Annotated in this window: 14 protein-coding genes; 11 read left to right on the forward strand and 3 right to left on the reverse strand. The window is 73.5% G+C overall.

The window, feature by feature from the left end; translation table 11 throughout:
* The first annotated feature begins 117 nt into the window (after nucleotides 1-117).
* The 7 genes from ACFVTF_RS27920 (at nucleotide 118) to ACFVTF_RS27950 (ending at nucleotide 7,433) form a co-directional block, all read left to right on the forward strand.
* A complete protein-coding gene (locus tag ACFVTF_RS27920) occupies nucleotides 118-882 on the forward strand; it encodes an SDR family oxidoreductase (protein ID WP_387817180.1) in 765 nt (254 codons plus the stop codon).
* 48 nt (nucleotides 883-930) lie between these two features.
* Nucleotides 931-1,167, forward strand: a complete 237-nt coding sequence (locus ACFVTF_RS27925) for an RNA polymerase subunit sigma-70 (RefSeq protein WP_350880139.1) — start codon at nucleotides 931-933, stop codon at nucleotides 1,165-1,167.
* Nucleotides 1,168-1,170: 3 nt separating this feature from the next.
* Entirely contained in the window at nucleotides 1,171-1,734 is a 564-nt protein-coding gene (locus ACFVTF_RS27930; protein ID WP_371519007.1) for a Clp protease N-terminal domain-containing protein, read from the forward strand.
* A gap of 293 nt (nucleotides 1,735-2,027) precedes the next feature.
* Nucleotides 2,028-3,431 (forward strand): ABC transporter substrate-binding protein, encoded by a 1,404-nt coding sequence (locus ACFVTF_RS27935; RefSeq protein ID WP_363623216.1) that lies wholly within the window; start codon nucleotides 2,028-2,030, stop codon nucleotides 3,429-3,431.
* A gap of 192 nt (nucleotides 3,432-3,623) precedes the next feature.
* Nucleotides 3,624-4,646 carry a sugar ABC transporter permease gene (locus tag ACFVTF_RS27940; protein ID WP_363623218.1) on the forward strand — a complete coding sequence of 341 codons (1,023 nt, stop codon included), beginning with the start codon at nucleotides 3,624-3,626 and terminating at the stop codon, nucleotides 4,644-4,646.
* Nucleotides 4,643-5,590: a carbohydrate ABC transporter permease gene (locus ACFVTF_RS27945; RefSeq protein ID WP_387817181.1), complete on the forward strand. Its 948-nt coding sequence runs from the start codon at nucleotides 4,643-4,645 to the stop codon at nucleotides 5,588-5,590. Before ACFVTF_RS27940 ends, ACFVTF_RS27945 begins: the two co-directional genes overlap by 4 nt.
* 238 nt (nucleotides 5,591-5,828) lie before the next feature.
* Nucleotides 5,829-7,433, forward strand: a complete 1,605-nt coding sequence (locus ACFVTF_RS27950; protein ID WP_387817182.1) for a DUF4153 domain-containing protein — start codon at nucleotides 5,829-5,831, stop codon at nucleotides 7,431-7,433.
* A gap of 210 nt (nucleotides 7,434-7,643) precedes the next feature.
* Here ACFVTF_RS27950 and ACFVTF_RS27955 read toward each other — a convergent pair whose 3' ends face one another.
* Nucleotides 7,644-9,194, reverse strand: coding sequence for an MFS transporter (locus ACFVTF_RS27955; RefSeq protein WP_371519016.1), 1,551 nt, complete (start codon nucleotides 9,192-9,194; stop codon nucleotides 7,644-7,646).
* A 366-nt stretch (nucleotides 9,195-9,560) separates the two neighbouring features.
* Here ACFVTF_RS27955 and ACFVTF_RS27960 point away from each other — a divergent pair, with 366 nt between their 5' ends.
* The 3 genes from ACFVTF_RS27960 to ACFVTF_RS27970 all read left to right on the forward strand — a co-directional run bounded on the left by ACFVTF_RS27960 (nucleotide 9,561) and on the right by ACFVTF_RS27970 (nucleotide 11,749).
* Nucleotides 9,561-10,112, forward strand: coding sequence for a TetR/AcrR family transcriptional regulator (locus ACFVTF_RS27960; protein WP_387817183.1), 552 nt, complete (start codon nucleotides 9,561-9,563; stop codon nucleotides 10,110-10,112).
* Nucleotides 10,113-10,273: 161 nt separating this feature from the next.
* Entirely contained in the window at nucleotides 10,274-10,972 is a 699-nt protein-coding gene (locus ACFVTF_RS27965; protein ID WP_387817184.1) for a ribonuclease HII, read from the forward strand.
* A gap of 99 nt (nucleotides 10,973-11,071) precedes the next feature.
* A complete protein-coding gene (locus ACFVTF_RS27970) occupies nucleotides 11,072-11,749 on the forward strand; it encodes a hypothetical protein (protein ID WP_387817185.1) in 678 nt (225 codons plus the stop codon).
* Nucleotides 11,750-11,986: 237 nt separating this feature from the next.
* Here ACFVTF_RS27970 and ACFVTF_RS27975 read toward each other — a convergent pair whose 3' ends face one another.
* Nucleotides 11,987-12,625: a hypothetical protein gene (locus tag ACFVTF_RS27975; RefSeq protein WP_387817207.1), complete on the reverse strand. Its 639-nt coding sequence runs from the start codon at nucleotides 12,623-12,625 to the stop codon at nucleotides 11,987-11,989.
* Between the two features lie 419 nt (nucleotides 12,626-13,044).
* The gene (locus tag ACFVTF_RS27980; RefSeq protein ID WP_387817186.1) at nucleotides 13,045-15,240 is read right to left on the reverse strand and encodes a RecQ family ATP-dependent DNA helicase; all 2,196 of its coding nucleotides are present in this window, start codon (nucleotides 15,238-15,240) and stop codon (nucleotides 13,045-13,047) included.
* A 228-nt stretch (nucleotides 15,241-15,468) separates the two neighbouring features.
* On the opposite strand from ACFVTF_RS27980, the gene ACFVTF_RS27985 reads away from it, so the two are divergent.
* Nucleotides 15,469-17,055: a DUF4192 family protein gene (locus ACFVTF_RS27985; protein WP_387817187.1), complete on the forward strand. Its 1,587-nt coding sequence runs from the start codon at nucleotides 15,469-15,471 to the stop codon at nucleotides 17,053-17,055.
* Nucleotides 17,056-17,076: the final 21 nt, after the last annotated feature.

Here is a 17,076-nt window from a genome sequence, read left to right on the forward strand (position 1 = left end):
CGTCCTCGCCCCGCCTCTTCTCGTTGTTCCGGGCACTTCTCGGGTGTCGATGTCACGGATGGGGGCGGTGGGCGGTCGGTAGGGGTGACGGTGTTCGGCGGGAGGAGTGGTGTGGTGATGGGGACGGTGCTGGTGACCGGGGCGACGGGGGTCCTGGGGCGGGAGGTGGTGCGGCTGCTGGTCGCGCGCGGGGTGGCGGTGCGGGGGTTGAGCCGACGGGTGCGGAGCGGGGGCGCGGGGGTCGAGTGGGTGGTCGGGGACCTGCTGACCGGGGAGGGGATCGCCGGGGCGGTGGCGGGGGTCGAGGTGGTGGTGGACTGCGCGACCACGGTGGGGCGCAAGGACGTGGCCGCGGTCCGGACGCTGGTGGCGGAGGCAGGGAGGGCGGGGGTGCGGCACCTGCTGTACGTGTCGATCGTCGGGGTCGACCGGGTGCCGATCCCGTACTACCGGGCGAAGCTCGCCTGTGAGCGGGTGGTGCGGGAGTCGGGGCTGGGGTGGACGGTGCTGCGGGCGACGCAGTTCCACGACCTGTTGCTGAGGATCTTCGACGTGTCGGCGCGGCTGCCGGTGTTCCCGGTGCCGGGCGGGGCGCGGGTCCAGCCGGTGGACGTGCGGGAGGTGGCCGCGCGGGTGGCGGAGCTGGCGGGGGAGGGGCCGGCCGGGTACGCGCCGGAGGTGGGCGGGCCGCGGGTGCGGCCGTACCGGGAGCTGGCCGAGGCGTACCTGCGGGCGTCGGGTCGGCGGCGGGTGCTGCTGCCGGTGCGGGTGCCGGGGGCCTCGGGGCGGGCGCTGCGGGCGGGCGGGAACCTCACACCGGAGCGGGCGGTGGGCCGGGGGACCTTCGAGGAGGTGCTGGCGGAGCGGTTCGGCGACCGCTGATGTCAACCAGGGTTGACATCGCCGCAACTGTCAACCACAGTTGACAGCATGAGTGAGAGCGGAGAACTCGCGGCCGCGGCGAGCAGCCGTGACCCCGCGGTAGGGCTCCGGGCGGTCCGCGCGCTGCGCGACCTGGCGGACCGCCTGGAAGGCCTACAGGTGGGCAACGCCCGGTCGCAGGGCTGGTCCTGGCAGGACATCGCGGTTTGCCTCGGGGTCACCAGGCAGGCGGTGCACAAGAAGTACGCCCGGCGCGGGCCCGGCAAGGACCAGGACGGAGGCTGAACGATGTTCGAGCGTTTCACCGACCCGGCGCGGCAGGTGGTGGCCGGGGCCCAGCAGGAGGCCGGGGAGCTGCGGCACGGCCACATCGGGACGGAGCACCTGCTGCTGGCGATCCTGGCCCGGCCGGACGACCCGGCCGCCGGCGTCCTGATCGGGCTGGGGCTGGACCACGAGGCCGCCCGGCGGGCCGTGGTCCGGCTGCTCGGGCCGGGGGACGACGCGCAGGCGCTGGCCTCGATCGGGGTGGACCTGGAGGCCGTCCGGGCCGCGGTCGAATCGGCCTTCGGCGAGGGCGCGCTGGACGCGCCGGCCGAGGAGGAGCCGAAGCGGCGGGGCTGGTTCAGGCTGGATTCGAGGGCGGGCCGGAGTCCGTTCAGTGCCCGGGCGAAGAAGGCGCTGGAGCTCTCGCTGCGCGAATCGCTGCGGCTGAAGTCCGGTCAGATCGCGGTCGGGCACCTGCTGCTGGGGGTCCTCCGGGAGGGGGACGGCTTCGGCGCCCGGGTGATCGTCGATCACGGGCTGGATCCGCAGGCCGTCCGGCGGGCCGTCGAGGGGGTGCTGGCGTGAACCGGCGGGTTCGGCGGTGCGCCGGCCGGACGGCCGAGCGGCCGGGGGTGACCGGCCGGGGGTGACCGGGGCCGCCTGAGCTACTTGCTGCCGGGCGGAGGGTGGGCGGAGGTCGCGGTCGGGGTGTCGGCGGATGAAGGTCGACGTGGACCTTGGCGGCGGCTGGCGGCTGCGTTAACGTCATCGGATCGGTTCGTCCGTCGCCCGCTCGCGATCTCTGCACGCCCGTCTCCGGTACAGCGCGATGTCGTTCAGCCCACCGTCGGCAGCACGCCCTGGCGAGGAGGACCGCATTGACCCTCAACCCGACCGCGCCGTCCAGGAGTTCCGGTCACCGCGGTTCCGGCCGCCGCTTGGCCGTCGTACCCGCCCTGCTCGCGGCGCTGGCCCTGACCGCGGCCTGTTCCAACAGCTCCGGCGGTTCGGGCGGCGGGGGTGACGCGGCGGTCCCGTCGCTGTCCGGCGACTGCGCCAAGTACCAGCCGTACGCCGGGCATTCGGGCACCACGGTGACGATGTTCGCCTCGATCCTCAGCCCGGAGTCGGACAACCTGGAGAAGTCCTGGGCCGAGTTCGCCAAGTGCACCGGCATCAAGATCAGTTACGAGGGCTCGAACGACTTCGAGTCCCAGCTGCCGGTCCGGGTGGCCGGCGGCAACGCCCCGGACTTCGCGATCATCCCGCAGCCGGGCCTGCTGGCGCAGATGGTGAAGAGCGGCAAGGTGGTCAAGCCGCCCGCCCAGACGGTCACCAACGAGGACCGGTGGAGTCCGATCTGGAAGACCTACGGCTCGGTCAACGGCACCTTCTACGCGGCGCCGATGAGCGCCAACATGAAGTCGCTGGTCTGGTACTCGCCGAAGGCCTTCAAGGCGGGCGGCTACGAGGTGCCGAAGACCTGGGCGGACCTGATGGCGCTCAGCGACCGGATCGCCAAGTCCGGCGGCGCCAAGCCCTGGTGCGGCGGCATCGCCTCGGGCACGGCCACCGGCTGGCCGGCCACCGACTGGCTGGAGGAGGTGGTGCTCGGCACGTACGGCGGTGACGTGTACGACCAGTGGGTCGGCCACCAGGTGAAGTTCTCCGACGAGAAGATCACCACGGCGATGAAGACCGTCGCCGGCTGGATGCAGAACCCGGCCTGGGTCAACGGCGGTTACGGCGACGTCAAGTCGATCGCCACCACCACCTTCCAGGACGCGGGCGCGCCGGTCCTCACCGGCAAGTGCGCCATGCTCCAGCAGGCGTCGTTCTACGAGGCGCAGTGGCCCAAGGGCACCAAGGTCGGCCCGGACGGCGACGTGTTCGCCTTCCACCTGCCCGCGGTGAACCCGGCGATCCCCAACCCGGTCGAGGGCGGCGGCGAGTTCCTGGCCGCCTTCTCCGGCCGGCCCGAGGTGCAGGCGGTGCAGAACTACCTGTCCAGCTCGGACTGGGCGAGCAGCCGGGTGAAGACCGCGACGGGCTGGGTCTCGGCCAACCAGGGCGTGGACAAGAGCCTGTACACCGACCCGATCGACCGGCTGTCGGCGGACGCGCTGACCGACCCCGCGGCGACCTTCCGCTTCGACGGCTCCGACCTGATGCCGGCCGCCATCGGGTCCGGGCAGGAGTGGAAGTCGCTGACCGCCTGGTTCGCCGAGGGGCAGTCGATCCAGAAGACCGCCGCCGACATCGACGCCGCCTGGCCGCAGTAGGCGTACGCCCGCAGCGGGCGCCTGGCTGTAGCGGGCGCCCGGCCGCGGTAGGCGTACGCCCGCAGAGGGCGCCGAGCCGGACTCGTGCCGGGCCCGGCCGGGCGCCGTTCAGGACCACCTGTCGAGGGCGGTGCGGGGCCACCCACCCGCACCGCCCGCCCCTTCCCACCAGAACAGGAGGGACGCACCGTCATGTCCGTACCCGGAACGCCTTCACCGGTCACCGCGCTCGCCACCGGCTCCTGGGGTGACGCGGCGGTCAAGTTCGGCAACAGCCTCGGCGCCGTCGCGGGCTTCCTCGGCATCCTGCTGCTGGTCTTCTTCGCGGCGGGCCGGGCCCGGGGCCGGCTCTCCCGCCCGCTGTCGGTGGTGGTGTTCCTCGGCCCGGCCGCGGTGCTGCTGCTGGTGGGCCTGGTCGTGCCGCTGATCCGCACGGTCTATCTGAGCCTGCAGAACGCCGACGGCAGCGGGTTCGTCGGCGGCGAGAACTTCGGCTGGGCGTTCACCACCGACTCGGTGCAGAAGGTGCTGGTCAACACGCTGCTCTGGCTGGTGGTCGCGCCGTTGGCGGCGACCGGCCTGGGCCTGGTGCTGGCGCTGCTGGTGGACCGGATGCGCGGCCAGGCGGTGTACAAGTCGCTGATCTTCATGCCGATGGCGATCTCGCTGGTCGGCGCCTCGATCATCTTCAAGTTCGTCTACGAGTCGCGCGGACCGGGCCAGTCGCAGATCGGCCTGCTGAGCCAACTCGCCATCGCGGTGGGCTGGGACGACCCGCCGAACTGGATGCTCTCGCAGCCGCTGAACACCTTCCTGCTGATGGCGGTGATGGTCTGGGTGCAGACGGGCTTCGCGCTGGTGGTGCTGTCGGCGGCGATCAAGGCGATCCCCGACGAGGTGACCGAGGCGGCCCGGCTGGACGGCGCGCAGGGGGTGCGGTTGTTCTGGTACGTCACGGTGCCGATGATCCGCACCACGGTGGTGGTGGTGCTGACCACCATCATGATCATCACGCTGAAGGCCTTCGACATCGTCCGCACCATGACCGGCGGAAACTTCGGCACCCAGGTGCTGGCCAACGAGATGTACTCGCAGTCCTTCGTGCAGTTCGACACCGGGCGGGGCAGCGCCCTCGCGGTGATCCTCTTCCTCGCCGTGCTGCCGTTGGTGGCCTACAACATCGTCCAGCTGCGGAAGGAGCGTGGGGTCCGATGAGCGCACCGTACGACAGGCCGGCCCGCGCGATGAGCGCGCCGCACGGCAGCCCGGTCCGGAAGGCCTTCAGTAGCCCGCTGGCCTCGGTCTTCGTGATCGCGGTGACCGTCCTGTGGACGATCCCGACGGTGGGCCTGCTGGTGACCTCGCTGCGCCCCAAGCAGGACGTGACGGCGAACGGCTGGTGGAACGCCTTCCTCCACCCGGACCTGGGCCTGGGCAACTACCACACGGTGCTGTTCGAGGGCGGCTCCGGCGTCTCCACCGGGCTGATGCCGTTCCTGGTGAACTCGCTGGCGATCAGCGTCCCGGCCACCCTGTTCCCGCTGGTGCTGGCGGCGATGGCGGCGTACGGGCTGGCCTGGGTGCGGTTCCGGGGGAGCGACACGGTGTTCTTCGGGGTGTTCGCGCTCCAGGTGGTGCCGATCCAGATGGCGCTGATCCCGCTGCTGCGGCTCTTCTCCGGCGGCGCGCACCTGGGTTCGCTGGCGTTGATCCCGGCGGTGGACCTGAAGGGCAGCTACGCGCCGGTGTGGCTGGCGCACACCATGTTCGCGCTGCCGCTGGCGGTGTTCCTGCTGCACAACTTCATCGCCCAGCTGCCGCGGGACCTGATGGAGGCGGCGGTGGTGGACGGGGCCTCGCACTTCAAGATCTTCCGTTCGATCGTGCTGCCGCTGTGCACCCCGGCGCTGGCCTCGTTCGCGATCTTCCAGTTCCTGTGGGTCTGGAACGACCTGCTGGTCGCGCTGACCTTCGCGGGCGGCACGCCGGAGGTGGCGCCGATGACGGTCCGGCTGGCGCAGCTGTCCGGGTCCTTCGGCGGGCGGTGGGAGCTGCTGACGGCCGGGGCGTTCCTGTCGATCATCGTCCCGCTGATCGTCTTCTTCAGCTTGCAGCGGTACTTCGTCCGGGGCCTGCTGGCGGGGTCGGTGAAGGGGTAGCGGCGGGGTGGTGGAGGGGCCCGCAGGAGGGCTGTGGGAGGGCTTGTGGGAGGGCCGCGAGGGGGCCGCGGGAGCGGTGGCGGGAAGGCGGGCCGAGATTTCTGAACTTGTTCAGAACTGATTTTTGAACCTGTTCAGAATGGTCTACAGTCGGCTGCAGCCGCGGCGCCGAGCGCGCCCGACGGCGGACTGCCCCAAGGGCGGCTTCCGCATGCCCGCCGACCACCGAGGGGGACTCATGTCCGGCCCTTCCACGCCCGCCCCGGCCGACCTGCCACCCGAGCCCGCACCCGCGACCCCGCCCAGCCCCCCTTGGGGGTCCGGCGTGTCCGCGCCGCCGCACCACGGGTGGCTGCGCCCCAGCGCCCCCGAGCGCAGGGCGGCCGCCACGCCCCGGGTCCTCCTCCTGGCCCTGCTCACCGGCCTGCTGACGGCCTGGCTGCTGTTCGACGGCGTGGGCGTCAACCTGCTGATCTGCGCCGGGGCCACCGCTGCCGCGGCCGGTCTCGCCGCCCGGTCGGCGGGCCGCCGGATCCGGCCCTGGACGGTGGTGTGGAGCCTGCTCGCCGTCGCCCTGCTCGCCGTCCCGGCGCTCTGGGAGGCGGGCTGGCCGGTGACGCTGTCCATCGGGTGCGCGCTCGGCCTGGCCTCGCTCGCGCTGCACGGCGGCCGCCGCTGGGCGGGCGTCCTGCTCCCCCTGCCGGCCGTCCTCTGGCAGCTGCCGCCCGGCGCGCTCTGGCTGAGGGACGGGCTGCGCGGCCGGAGCCTGCCCCACCGGGGCCGGATCGTCCCGGTGCTCAAGGCGCTCGTGGTCGCCGCCGTCCTGCTGACCGTCTTCGGCCTGCTGTTCGCCGGTGCGGACGCCGCCATGGCGGACCTGCTGGGCAGCCTCAGCCCCAGCCTCGACCTCGGCGGGCTCCCGCTGCGCGCGGTGCTGTTCGTGCTGGGGGCGTCCACCGCTCTGGGCTTCGCCCACATCGCGGCCGGGCCCCGCCGCTGGGACCGTACGGTCGTCCGGCCGGGCCGCGCCCGCCGCCGGCTGGAGTGGGCGCTGCCGCTGGTCGCGCTCAACCTGATGTTCGGGGCCTTCGCGGTGATCCAGGCCCTGGTGGTGCTCGGTGGCGCCGACGCCGTCCTGCGCAACACCGGGATGAGCCGCTCCGAGTACGCCCGGCAGGGCTTCTGGCAGCTGAGCGTGATCACCGCGCTCACCCTGGTCGTGGTGGCGGTCGCCAAGCGCTGGGCCCCGCGCAGCACGCCCGCCGACCGCCGGGTGGCGCGGATCCTGCTCGGTGCGCTCTGCGTGCTCGCCCTGGTCGTGGTCGCCTCGGCGCTCGGCCGGATGTGGTTCTACGTCGACGCCTCCGGGCTGACCAGGCTGCGGCTCTGGGTGCTGGTGGTCGAGGGCTGGCTCGGCGTCGTCCTGCTGCTGCTGATCACCGCCGGGTTGACCCGCTCGGCGGGCTGGCTGCCCCGCGTCGTCGTCCTCAGCGGCATGCTCACGGCGGCGGTGTACGGGCTGATGGGCCCGGACGCGATCATCGCCGAGCAGAACGTGGCCCGCTTCGAGCGGACCTCCCGGATCGACCTGCGCAACGTCCGCGACCTCTCGCCGGACGCCGCCCCCGCCCTGGACCGGCTCCCCGCCGCCCAGCGGACCTGCGCGCTGCAGCTGATCCGCGCCGGGCTGGAGGAGCACCCCGGGCAGCCCTGGTACGCGACCAGTGCCTCCGCCGCCCGGGCCCGGGAGATCCTGGCGCAACGGCCGCTGGTGGACCAGTTGGAGGAGGGGCGCACCTCCTGCGAGCGGGCCGGGATGAGGTACCAGGACCTCTGGCCCTGACGCCCGGGCCTGTCCCGGGGGGCGTTCGTTCGGGACGGGGCCGGTGTGCGGCCGGGGAAACGCGGCAGGGAAACGCGGCAGGGAAATGCGGGAGGGAAATGCGGGAGGGAAGCGCGGCCGGGAAGTGCAGCCGGGAAAAGCGGCCGGGCCGGCCAGGAGCGTGTTGCTCCCGGCCGGCCCGGTGTGGTGCGGTGTGCGCCCTGGTCGGGCTCAGTGCATCGCGACGCCGGAGGCCCCGCTCGGCAGGTCGCTGGCCTTGGCCTTGATCACGAAGACCGAGACCACCAGCGCCAGCCCGGCGAGCGCGGCGCCCACGATGAAGCCGTGCGAAATCCCCTGGGTGAGGACCGAGTTGGCGGCGTCGGTGCCCTTCGGGAACTCGTGGTGCTGCTGGAGGTAGGCCAGCTGGTCCGGAGTGGCCGACTGGAGGAACTTCGGCTGCTGGAGCTTGCCCTCGGCGGTGGCGTAGTGCGCGAAGACCGTGGTCAGGATCGACAGGCCGAGCGAACCGCCGATCTGCTGCATGGAGTTCAGCAGGCCGGATGCGGCACCGGTCTCCTGGCCGGGGACGCCCGCGACCGCGAGCAGCATCACCGGGACGAAGATCAGGCCCATGCCGAAGCCGAAGATGACCGTGGGGCCGAGCACCCCGTCCAGGTAGCCGCTGTCCTTGCTCATCTGGGTCAGCCAGGTGAGGCCGACGGTGACCAGCAGGGCGCCGCCCGCCATGAACGGCTTCGGGCCGTACTTGGCCTGGAGGCTGGAGGCGAGCTGCGCGGCGATGATGATCGACACGCTGATCGGGAGGAAGGACACGCCGGCCTTCAGCGGGCTGTAGCCGAGCGGGCCCTGCACGAAGAGCGTGATGTAGAAGAAGATGCCGAACATGGCCGCGGCCAGGCAGAGCATCATCACCAGGCCGCCGGTGCGGTTGCGGTTGGCGAGCAGGTGCAGCGGGGTGATCGGCTGGTCGGTGCGGTTCTCGATCACGACGAACGCGGCGAGCAGCAGCACGCCGCCCGCGAAGGAACCGAGCGTGATGCTGTCCGACCAGCCGTCCGAGGCGGCCCGGATGAACCCGTAGACCAGGCCGACCAGGCCGAGCGTCGAGGTGAGTGCGCCCGGCAGGTCGAAGCGGCCCGGGTGGCGCTCGGACTCGGCGATGTAGCGCGGTGCGGCGAGCGCGATCAGCGCCGCGATCGGCACGTTGACGAAGAAGACCCAGCGCCAGTCCAGGTACTCGGTGAGCAGACCGCCGGCCAGTAGGCCGATCGCGGCACCGGACCCGGCCACCGCCGAGAAGACGCCGAACGCCTTGTTGCGTTCCGGCCCTTCCTCGAAGTTGGTGGCGATCAGGGCGAATGCCGTCGGTGAGCAGATCGCGCCGCCGATGCCCTGCAGCGCGCGGGCGGCCAGCAGCATCCCGCCGTCCTGGGCGAATCCGCCCAGCAGGGAGGCGAATCCGAACAGCAGGGTTCCGAAGATGAACACCCGGCGGCGGCCGAGGATGTCGCCCGCGCGCCCGCCGAGCAGCAGCAGCCCGCCGAAGGTCAGCGTGTAGGCGTTGATGACCCACGACAGGTTGGTGGTCGAGAAGTTCAGCGCGTCCCTGATCTGCGGCAACGCGATGTTCACGATGGTGGCGTCGAGCACCACCATCAACTGCGTGGCCGCGATGACGGTCAGGGTGATGCCCTTGCCCCGGCCCTGACCACTGCTCTGTGGTGGTGAGTTCTTGCTGATCGTGTCGGAGATAGCCACGATTGTGCCCCCTGCTGGCTATGTGCCTGGCTGCGTGCTTCGTACGCTGCGGACCGACTGGTCCGGCGTGAGCCCACGGTCTGGCGCGGGCTAGGAAGGAACGGGATCGTTCACTAATGTGGACGATATCCTGGGCCTGATTGTGAACGCAAGCGTTCCCTAAGGATGGTGGCGATGGATCGGTTGGTGCGGCGCCTGACGGCGGACCGGGCGACCGGTCGGGCGGGCGCCCGACCGCTTGAGACGGCGGACGCGCCCCCGTCACCCGCGGCGCGACCGGGGGCGGTGCCCGAGCCAGCGGCTCACTGTGCGATGCGGGTCGCCCGCGAGGCCCTCACGCGGCCGGTGCGGCGCCGGGGGAAGGAGTTGGAGAACGCGATCTTCGAGGCCACGATCGACCAGCTCACCTCCGGCGGATACGCGCGGCTGACGATGGAAGGCGTCGCGGGCGCGGCGCGGACCGGGAAGGCCGCGCTCTACCGGCGCTGGGCGTCCAAGGACGAACTGGTCATCGACGCCCTGGACGCCACTCTCCCACGCCCCTACGACACCCCCGACCTCGGGTCCGCGGATCTCGAATTGCGGCAGCTCATCGAGCTGTTCATGGGTGCGATGAACTCCCCGACGGGCGCCGCGATCCAGGCGTTGATGGGCGAGATCGACCATGAACGGGCCGAGGTGTTCAAGGACTTCATCGGCCAGCGGGTGATCGAGCCGACCAAGGAGACCATCCTGGCCATCCTGCGCCGCGGCGCCGACCGCGGCGACGTCCGGCCCGGCGCGGCCACCGCGCTGGTCGCGGACGTCGTCCCGGCGATGCTGCTCTACCAGGTGAAGATCTGCGGCCGGGAGAACATGGGGCCGGACTTCGGGGCCCGGCTGCTGGACGAGGTGCTGCGTCCGCTGATCCGCGCCTGAGGGCGTCCGTGGCTGTGGCTGTGGCTCCGGCTGCGGCTCCGGCTGTGGCCGCGGCTTCGCGGGCGGGGCTGTCGGCGGCCGGCCCGGGCGGCCGAGCGGCGGGGCTTAGGCTGGATGCTGCCCAGCTGAACGGGCTGCCCCTCCGCCGAACGGAACTCGCGATGCCCATCGTCCCGCCGACGCACTCCGTCGAGCGCTCGCTCCGCCGGGCCGGCGCCAAGATCGTCGTCGGCCTGGACGAGGTCGGGCGCGGCGCCTGGGCCGGCCCGGTCACCGTGGGCGCGGCCGTCACCGGTCTGCGCAAGGCCCCGGAGGGGCTGACCGACTCCAAGCTGCTCACCGAACTGCGCCGCCGCGCGCTCGCCCCGGTCCTCGCCGACTGGGTCACCGCCTACGCGCTCGGCCATGCCTCGCCGCAGGAGTGCGACGAACTCGGCATGACGGCGGCGCTGCGGCTGGCCGCCGTCCGCGCGCTGGAGGCGCTGCCGGTCGAGCCCGACGCGGTGATCCTGGACGGCAAGCACGACTACCTGGGCGGCCCCTGGCGGGTGCGCACGGTGATCAAGGGCGACCAGTCCTGCATCTGCGTCTCCGCCGCCTCGGTGCTCGCCAAGGTCCACCGCGACGGGCTGATGGCCGAACTGGGCGAGGAATGCCCGGAATACGGCTTCGCGGACAACGCCGGTTACCCGTCCCCGGTGCACCGCGCCGCGCTGGAGGAGTTCGGCCCCACCGGGCATCACCGACTCTCCTGGGCATACCTGGACGCGCTGCCGAAGTGGCGGCACCTGAAGCGCGTCCGGGACGTCGCGGGTGCGGCCGAAGGCTCCGCCGACGAACAGTTGACGCTCGGTTTCTGACGGTCCGTCTGGAATTGCCTGGGTGGAGCGGTGGGTGTGCGGTGCCCAATGGGTGGGGTGCGCGTGCGTGTTCGAGCGGCATTTGATAGATATCCGGGTATGCCTGTCTTCCCCGAGGAGTCGGAGATTCACGAGAGCCTCCCGGGCCCCGGCGTTCCCTTCCCCCGCGAGTCGGACGCACAAGCCCTCCGCGCGCCTGCCAACGGCGGCGCTTCTTCCACCGCACCCACCACCGTCGCCGCCGTTCCGGTGCCCGGCCCCCGTCCGGGACCGCCGCGCCCGGCGCCCCCGCGCGCCGACCGCTCCGGTCCGCCGCGACTGATCCCCAAGCCCTCGTCGGCGCAGCGCCGTTCGGGCGGCACCGAACCGCAGGTCGAGATCCAGCGCGTCGCCGCCACCCCGGCGCAGGCGCTGGAACGCGCGGACGGCGCGGTCGACCGACTGCTGGACGCCGGCCGCAATCCGGGCGACATCCTGGTGCTGACGGTCGGCGAGGCGCACCCCTGGCAGCAGCACGAACTCTCCTTCGGCGAGGAGCGCTACTGGGCGCAGCTCGCCGAGGGCGGGGACGTGTTCTACGCGGACGTCGCGCTGACCCGCCCGGTGCGCCGGGAGGTGGTCGTCCTGGTGGTCAACGGCGGGACGGCCGTCCGGGCCGCCGAGGCCCACGCCAAGGCGATCGGCCACACGACCGCGCTGCTCGTGGTCTGCGGTGACGCCGGCCCGGTCGCCGCCGGGGCGGCCGGAACCGCGCCCGGTCGTTCGACCGGCGCCTGACCACGACCGAGCCACCCCGGGCCCGGTGCCGTACGGTGCCGGGCCCGGGTCCGTCGTGCCCCGGTGGCGGCGAGGGCGTACGTACGGTCCGGGTCCGGGGCGCGGGCCGATCCGTGGCTGGTCCTGGTGCCTGGTCCGGGTGTCGGCTGTCGGGCCTTCGGGTCGGCCCCGGCCGTGGCGTCGTCCGTGACCGTCGTCTGTGGCCGTGGCCCGTGGGTGTCGGTGGGACCAGCGGGGTCAGCGGGTGCCGGTGCGCCGGGCGGGCTGGACGGCGGCGACCCGCGCCGGGGGCCACGGGTGCTCGGACTGCCGGGCGTGCTGGGCCCGTTCGGCCGCCTGCTGCCGGGCGCGTTGGCCGCGCGGGGCGTCCAGCGCCGAGCGCGGCGGCAGTTCCGTGACGGTGTGCACCACCCTGTCCGCCCACGAGCCCGCGTGCGGATCGCGTCCGCTCCGGCCGTCCCCGAGGACGTGCCAGCCCGCCGGGGTGAGCCCGATGTACGAGCCGCAGCGCAGGCCGTGCAGGCCGGCCGCGTCCCGCAGCGCCCACATCCAGGCGCCGTCCTGCTCCGTCCAGCCGGGCGCGCCCTCGCGGCAGCGCAACACCACGGCCGTACGGGTCGGTTCGGCCAGCCGCAGGTCGTGCGGGGTGATCTGGCGCAGGTGCGTGAGCAGGGCGTTGCGGTGCTGCCAGCCGTCGGTGTCGTGTGGCCAGGGCGTGAACGAGGCCGAGGCGGACACGTGGTGCAGCGCGTTGAGGACGGCGATCACGACCGTGCCCGGCTGGGGCAGGTGGCGCTGGTGCAGTTCCACGACGAACTCGCGCGGGTCGCGCAGCAACGGGATCCCCGAGGCGGTCCAGGTCTCCAGGTCCAGCAGCCGTCTGGGCGCCGAACTCCGGGCGAGGGGATGCTGACCTCGGCCGATACCGTTGATCACGATCCTCCTTCCTGACCCACTGGCACGCGGGTACGTGGGTACGCCGAAGGCCGGGTCCAGCGGACAGGGTTTCGGGTACGCGCCAATTCTCGCGGTATCCGGGGTGGAGCGGCAACGATGAAACGATGAACGCCACCCGAAAGCCCACGTTCCGCCGGATATGTTCCACCGCGTTCCGAGCGTTGTTCGGGCGGCGTCGGACCTTGATCCAGACCGTGTGCGGGGTCCGGTGAACGGCTCTCGGCACGGTGACCACTCCTTTCCCCGCTCCGGCGTCCCGCGTGTTCGCGCGTGGGCTGCTTTCTCCCTTCGTTAGGCCATTCGAGTGATTGGTGGAGTGGCGGCCCGCTGCCGCCCGGTCACCCCTGCACGGCCAGCACCAGGGGCAACACCGCGCTCGCCCCGGCACGGCGCAGCAGCCTGGCGGCGACGGTGACCGTCCAGCCCGAGTCGACGAGGTCGTCCACCAGCAGCACCGGGCCGCCGGCCTCGGCCACCGCCTGCGCCACCTCCGGCGGCAGCGTCAGCGCGCCGGCCAGCGAGTGCAGTCGCTGGGCGCTGTTGCTGCGCGCGCCGTGCGGGGGGCGACCGTCGGCGTACTCGATTCGGCCGAGCAGCGGCAGTCGGCCGATCTCGGCGATCCGTGCACCGAGGCTGCCCACCAGCTGGGGGCGGGTGGAGGAGGCCATGACCACCACGCCGACCGGCCGCTCCAGCCGGGCGCCGTCCGCCGTCGCGGGCCCGGCCCAGCCGCCGGGGCCGCGGGCCCAGTCGGCGAGCACCGCGACCAGCGCGTCCACGGCCTCGCCTGGGACCGGTACGTCCGGGGCCTGGTCGGCCAGCAGGGTGCGCAGCCGGGTGCCCCAGCCGATGTCGGACAGTCGGCCGAGCGCCCGCCCGTTCTCGGCCTGCTCGCCCGCCGGGATCCGGCCCTTGAGGGGCACGCCGAGGGAGTCCATCCCGGTGGGCCAGAGCCGGCGCGGCTCGAAGCTGATGCCCGGGCGGCCGAGGGCGGCCCGGGCCGCGTCCAGCGCCTCGGCGGAGACCTCGGCGGTGTGCAGCGGCCCCGCGCAGTTGTCGCACCGGCCGCACGGACGGGCCTGCTCGTCGTCCAGCTGGCGGCGCAGGAACTCCATCCGGCAGCCGGTGGTCGCCGCGTACTCGCGCATCGCCCGCTGTTCGGCCTCGCGGGAGGCCGCGACCTTGGCGTACCGGGCGGTGTCGTACGCCCAGCTCTGCCCGGTGGCCGTCCAGCCGCCCTTGACCCGGCGGACGGCGCCGTCCACGTCGAGCACCTTGAGCATGGTCTCCAGCCGGGTGCGGCGCAGGTCCACCCGCGGCTCCAGTGCGGCGGTGGACAGCGGCCGGCCGGCCTCGGCCAGCGCGTCGATGGTGCGGCGCACCTGTTCCTCCGGCGGGAAGGCCAGCGAGGCGAAGTAGCGCCAGATCGCCTCGTCCTCGCGCCCGGGCAGCAGCAGCACCTCGGCCCGGTCGACGCCGCGCCCGGCCCGGCCGACCTGCTGGTAGTAGGCGATCGGCGAGCTGGGCGAGCCGAGGTGCACCACGAAGCCCAGGTCGGGCTTGTCGAAGCCCATGCCCAGCGCGGAGGTGGCGACCAGTGCCTTGACCCGGTTGGCCAGCAGGTCGGCCTCGGCGGTGCGGCGCTCGGCGTCCTCGGTGCGGCCGGAGTAGGAGGCCACCGGGAAGCCCCGCTCGCGCAGGAAGGCCGTCACCTCCTCGGTGGCGGCCACCGTCAGGGTGTAGACGATGCCCGAGCCCGGCAGCCGGTCGAGGTGGTCGGCGAGCCAGGCCAGGCGGTGCGCCGGGTCGGGCAGGGGCAGCACGCCCAGGGTGAGGCTCTCCCGGTCGAGGGGCCCGCGCAGCACCAGGGCGTGCTCGTCGGTGCTGCCGGTGCCGAGCTGCTCGGCGACGTCCGCGGTGACCCGGGCGTTGGCGGTGGCGGTGGTGGCCAGCACCGGGACGCCGGGCGGGAGCTCGGCGAGCATCGTGCGCAGTCGGCGGTAGTCGGGGCGGAAGTCGTGGCCCCAGTCCGAGATGCAGTGGGCCTCGTCGACCACGAGGAGGCCGGTGGAGGCGGCGAGCTTGGGCAGCACCTGGTCGCGGAAGTCGGGGTTGTTCAGCCGCTCGGGGCTGACCAGCAGGACGTCGACCTTCCCGGCGGAGACCTCGGCCTGGATCTCGTCCCACTCGTCGGTGTTGGCCGAGTTGATGGTCCGGGCGTGGATGCCGGCCCGGGCCGCCGACTCGACCTGGTTGCGCATCAGGGCGAGCAGCGGGGAGACGATCACCGTCGGCCCGGCGCCCCGGGCCCGGAGCAGGGCGGTGGAGATGAAGTAGACCGCGGACTTCCCCCAGCCGGTGCGCTGCACGACCAGGGCGCGGCGGTGGTCGACCACGAGGGCCTCGATGGCCGTCCACTGGTCCTCGCGCAGGGCGGCCCCGGGCCCGGCGAGCTCGCGCAGGACGGCCTCGGCCCGCGCCCGGACCTCGGCGCGGTCGGCGGTGGCGGTGGTGTGGTTCTCGGACTGCTGCATGGCGTCCATGTAACCCCGAGCCGCTGACATGGGGCGAATGCCGGGGCTGCGGAGAGGTGGAGGCCGGATGTATTTCATCAGCTCCTCAGCTGAACGGCCGCCGACTAATCACCCGGGGGAGTGGGCTCGGTGTGCTCCGAATGAGGGAAGCGGAAAACGAGGGCCGAGTTATCCACAGGAAAAGAGAAAAATCCGGTGCGTCTCTCGGATTGCGTCACGCTTCCGGTCATGAACGCCGCGAACAACCGGAGCGTCATGAACAACGGGAGCGTCATGAACAACGAGCGCGTCACCCTGTCCCTCGGCCCGTCCTCCGGCCACCGTCCGGTCACCATGCACGGCCCGGCCGACATGGCCGAGCTGCTGCCCTACCTCCTGGGGTTCTACCCCGACGACAGCATCGTCGCGGTCGGCCTCCAGGGCCCCGACCTGCACCAGGGCGGAGTGATCCGGGCGGACGTCCCGGAGTCGCCCGAGCAGTGGCCGGCTGCGGCGGAGGAGACGGCCGCCCTGCTGGTCGCGCTCTCCGAGCGGCACGGCGAGCGGCCGGTCCAGGTGCTCCTCTACCTCTGCCAGGATCCGATCACGGCGCACGCCCCTCCGGTGGTGGACGGCCTGCGGCCCCTGGCGGGCGACCTCCGCGCGGCCTTCGGACGCAGGGGGGTGGCCGTCAAGGAGTCGCTCTGCGTCTCGGACGGCCGCTGGTGGTCCTTCCTCTGCCGCCGCGTCGGGTGCTGCGATCCGGCGGGCAACCCGATCCGCCGTGCCCCCGGCCCGGGCCCGGCGGCCGCCGCCGCGGCGTTCGCCGGCCTCGCGCCGCGCGGTAGCCGGAAGGCGATCATCGGCGGGCTGGCCCCGATCGGCCCGCCGGGGGCGGACGCCCAGCGCGCGGCGCTCGCCCGGGCCGAGGCGGCCGAGGCGGCCGAGGCCGCCAACGGTGCTGACGGCGATGGGGGCTCCGGGGGTGCGTCCGTCCAGGAGCAGGGCGCCTGCCTGCTCGACCAGGCCTTCGCCGAGTTCGCGGCCGGGGCCCGGGAGCTCGACGAGGAGCGGGCGGCCCGGCTGCTGGTCGCCCTGCGGGACCGCCTCACCCGGGATCGCGGAGTCGAGTACACCCGGCCCGCCGAGCTCGCGCCCGCCGAGCGGCTCTGGCGCTTCCTCGCCCGGCGCGCCGTGCCGCCCTACGAGGGCTGCGCGGTGGCCCCGCTCACCCTGCTGGCCTGGGCCTCCTGGGTGGCGGGGGACACCGCGACGGCCCGCGTCGTGCTGGGCCACGTCCTCCGCCTCGACCCGTCCTACCTGCTGGCCGAGCTGCTGTACGAGTCGTTGAACGACGGTATGACGCCCGACGCGCTGCTCGCGGCGGTCGAGGCGCAGCGTCGGCGGCGCGAGGCGGCTGGGCCCGTGTCGGTGCCCGGCGGTGAACCGGGGTCGGCGCCCACCGAGGGCCCGGGTGGTGACCAGGCGGGCCGCGGTGGGCCGTCGGGGCTGCCCGGGCCGGCGGGGGCCTCACGCCGCCGGCGGCCCGCTCGCCGGAAGACCTCGAAGGCGGCTCAGGCCACAGCGGCGGCGGCCGAGCACGGCCCCGTCGGCCCGGTCGGCCCCGCCGAGCCGACGCCGCGTCCGGACGGTCCGGGCCCGCTCGCCCTGCTGCCGGTGCCCGGGTGCGCTCCGGTGCCCCGGCAGCGGTCCGCCCGGGGCCTGCGGCTCGGCCGGGCAGCGGTGTCCCGGGCCGCCGCCGCACCGTCGGCCGCCGGGCGCCACCGGTGCCGGGGCGTCCGTCGGGCGGCGAGGGGAGCCCACCATGCGCGCTGACCTCGCCGGGCGTCCGCCAGG

Source organism: Kitasatospora sp. NPDC057940, assembly GCF_042887425.1.
GTDB lineage: Bacteria > Actinomycetota > Actinomycetes > Streptomycetales > Streptomycetaceae > Kitasatospora.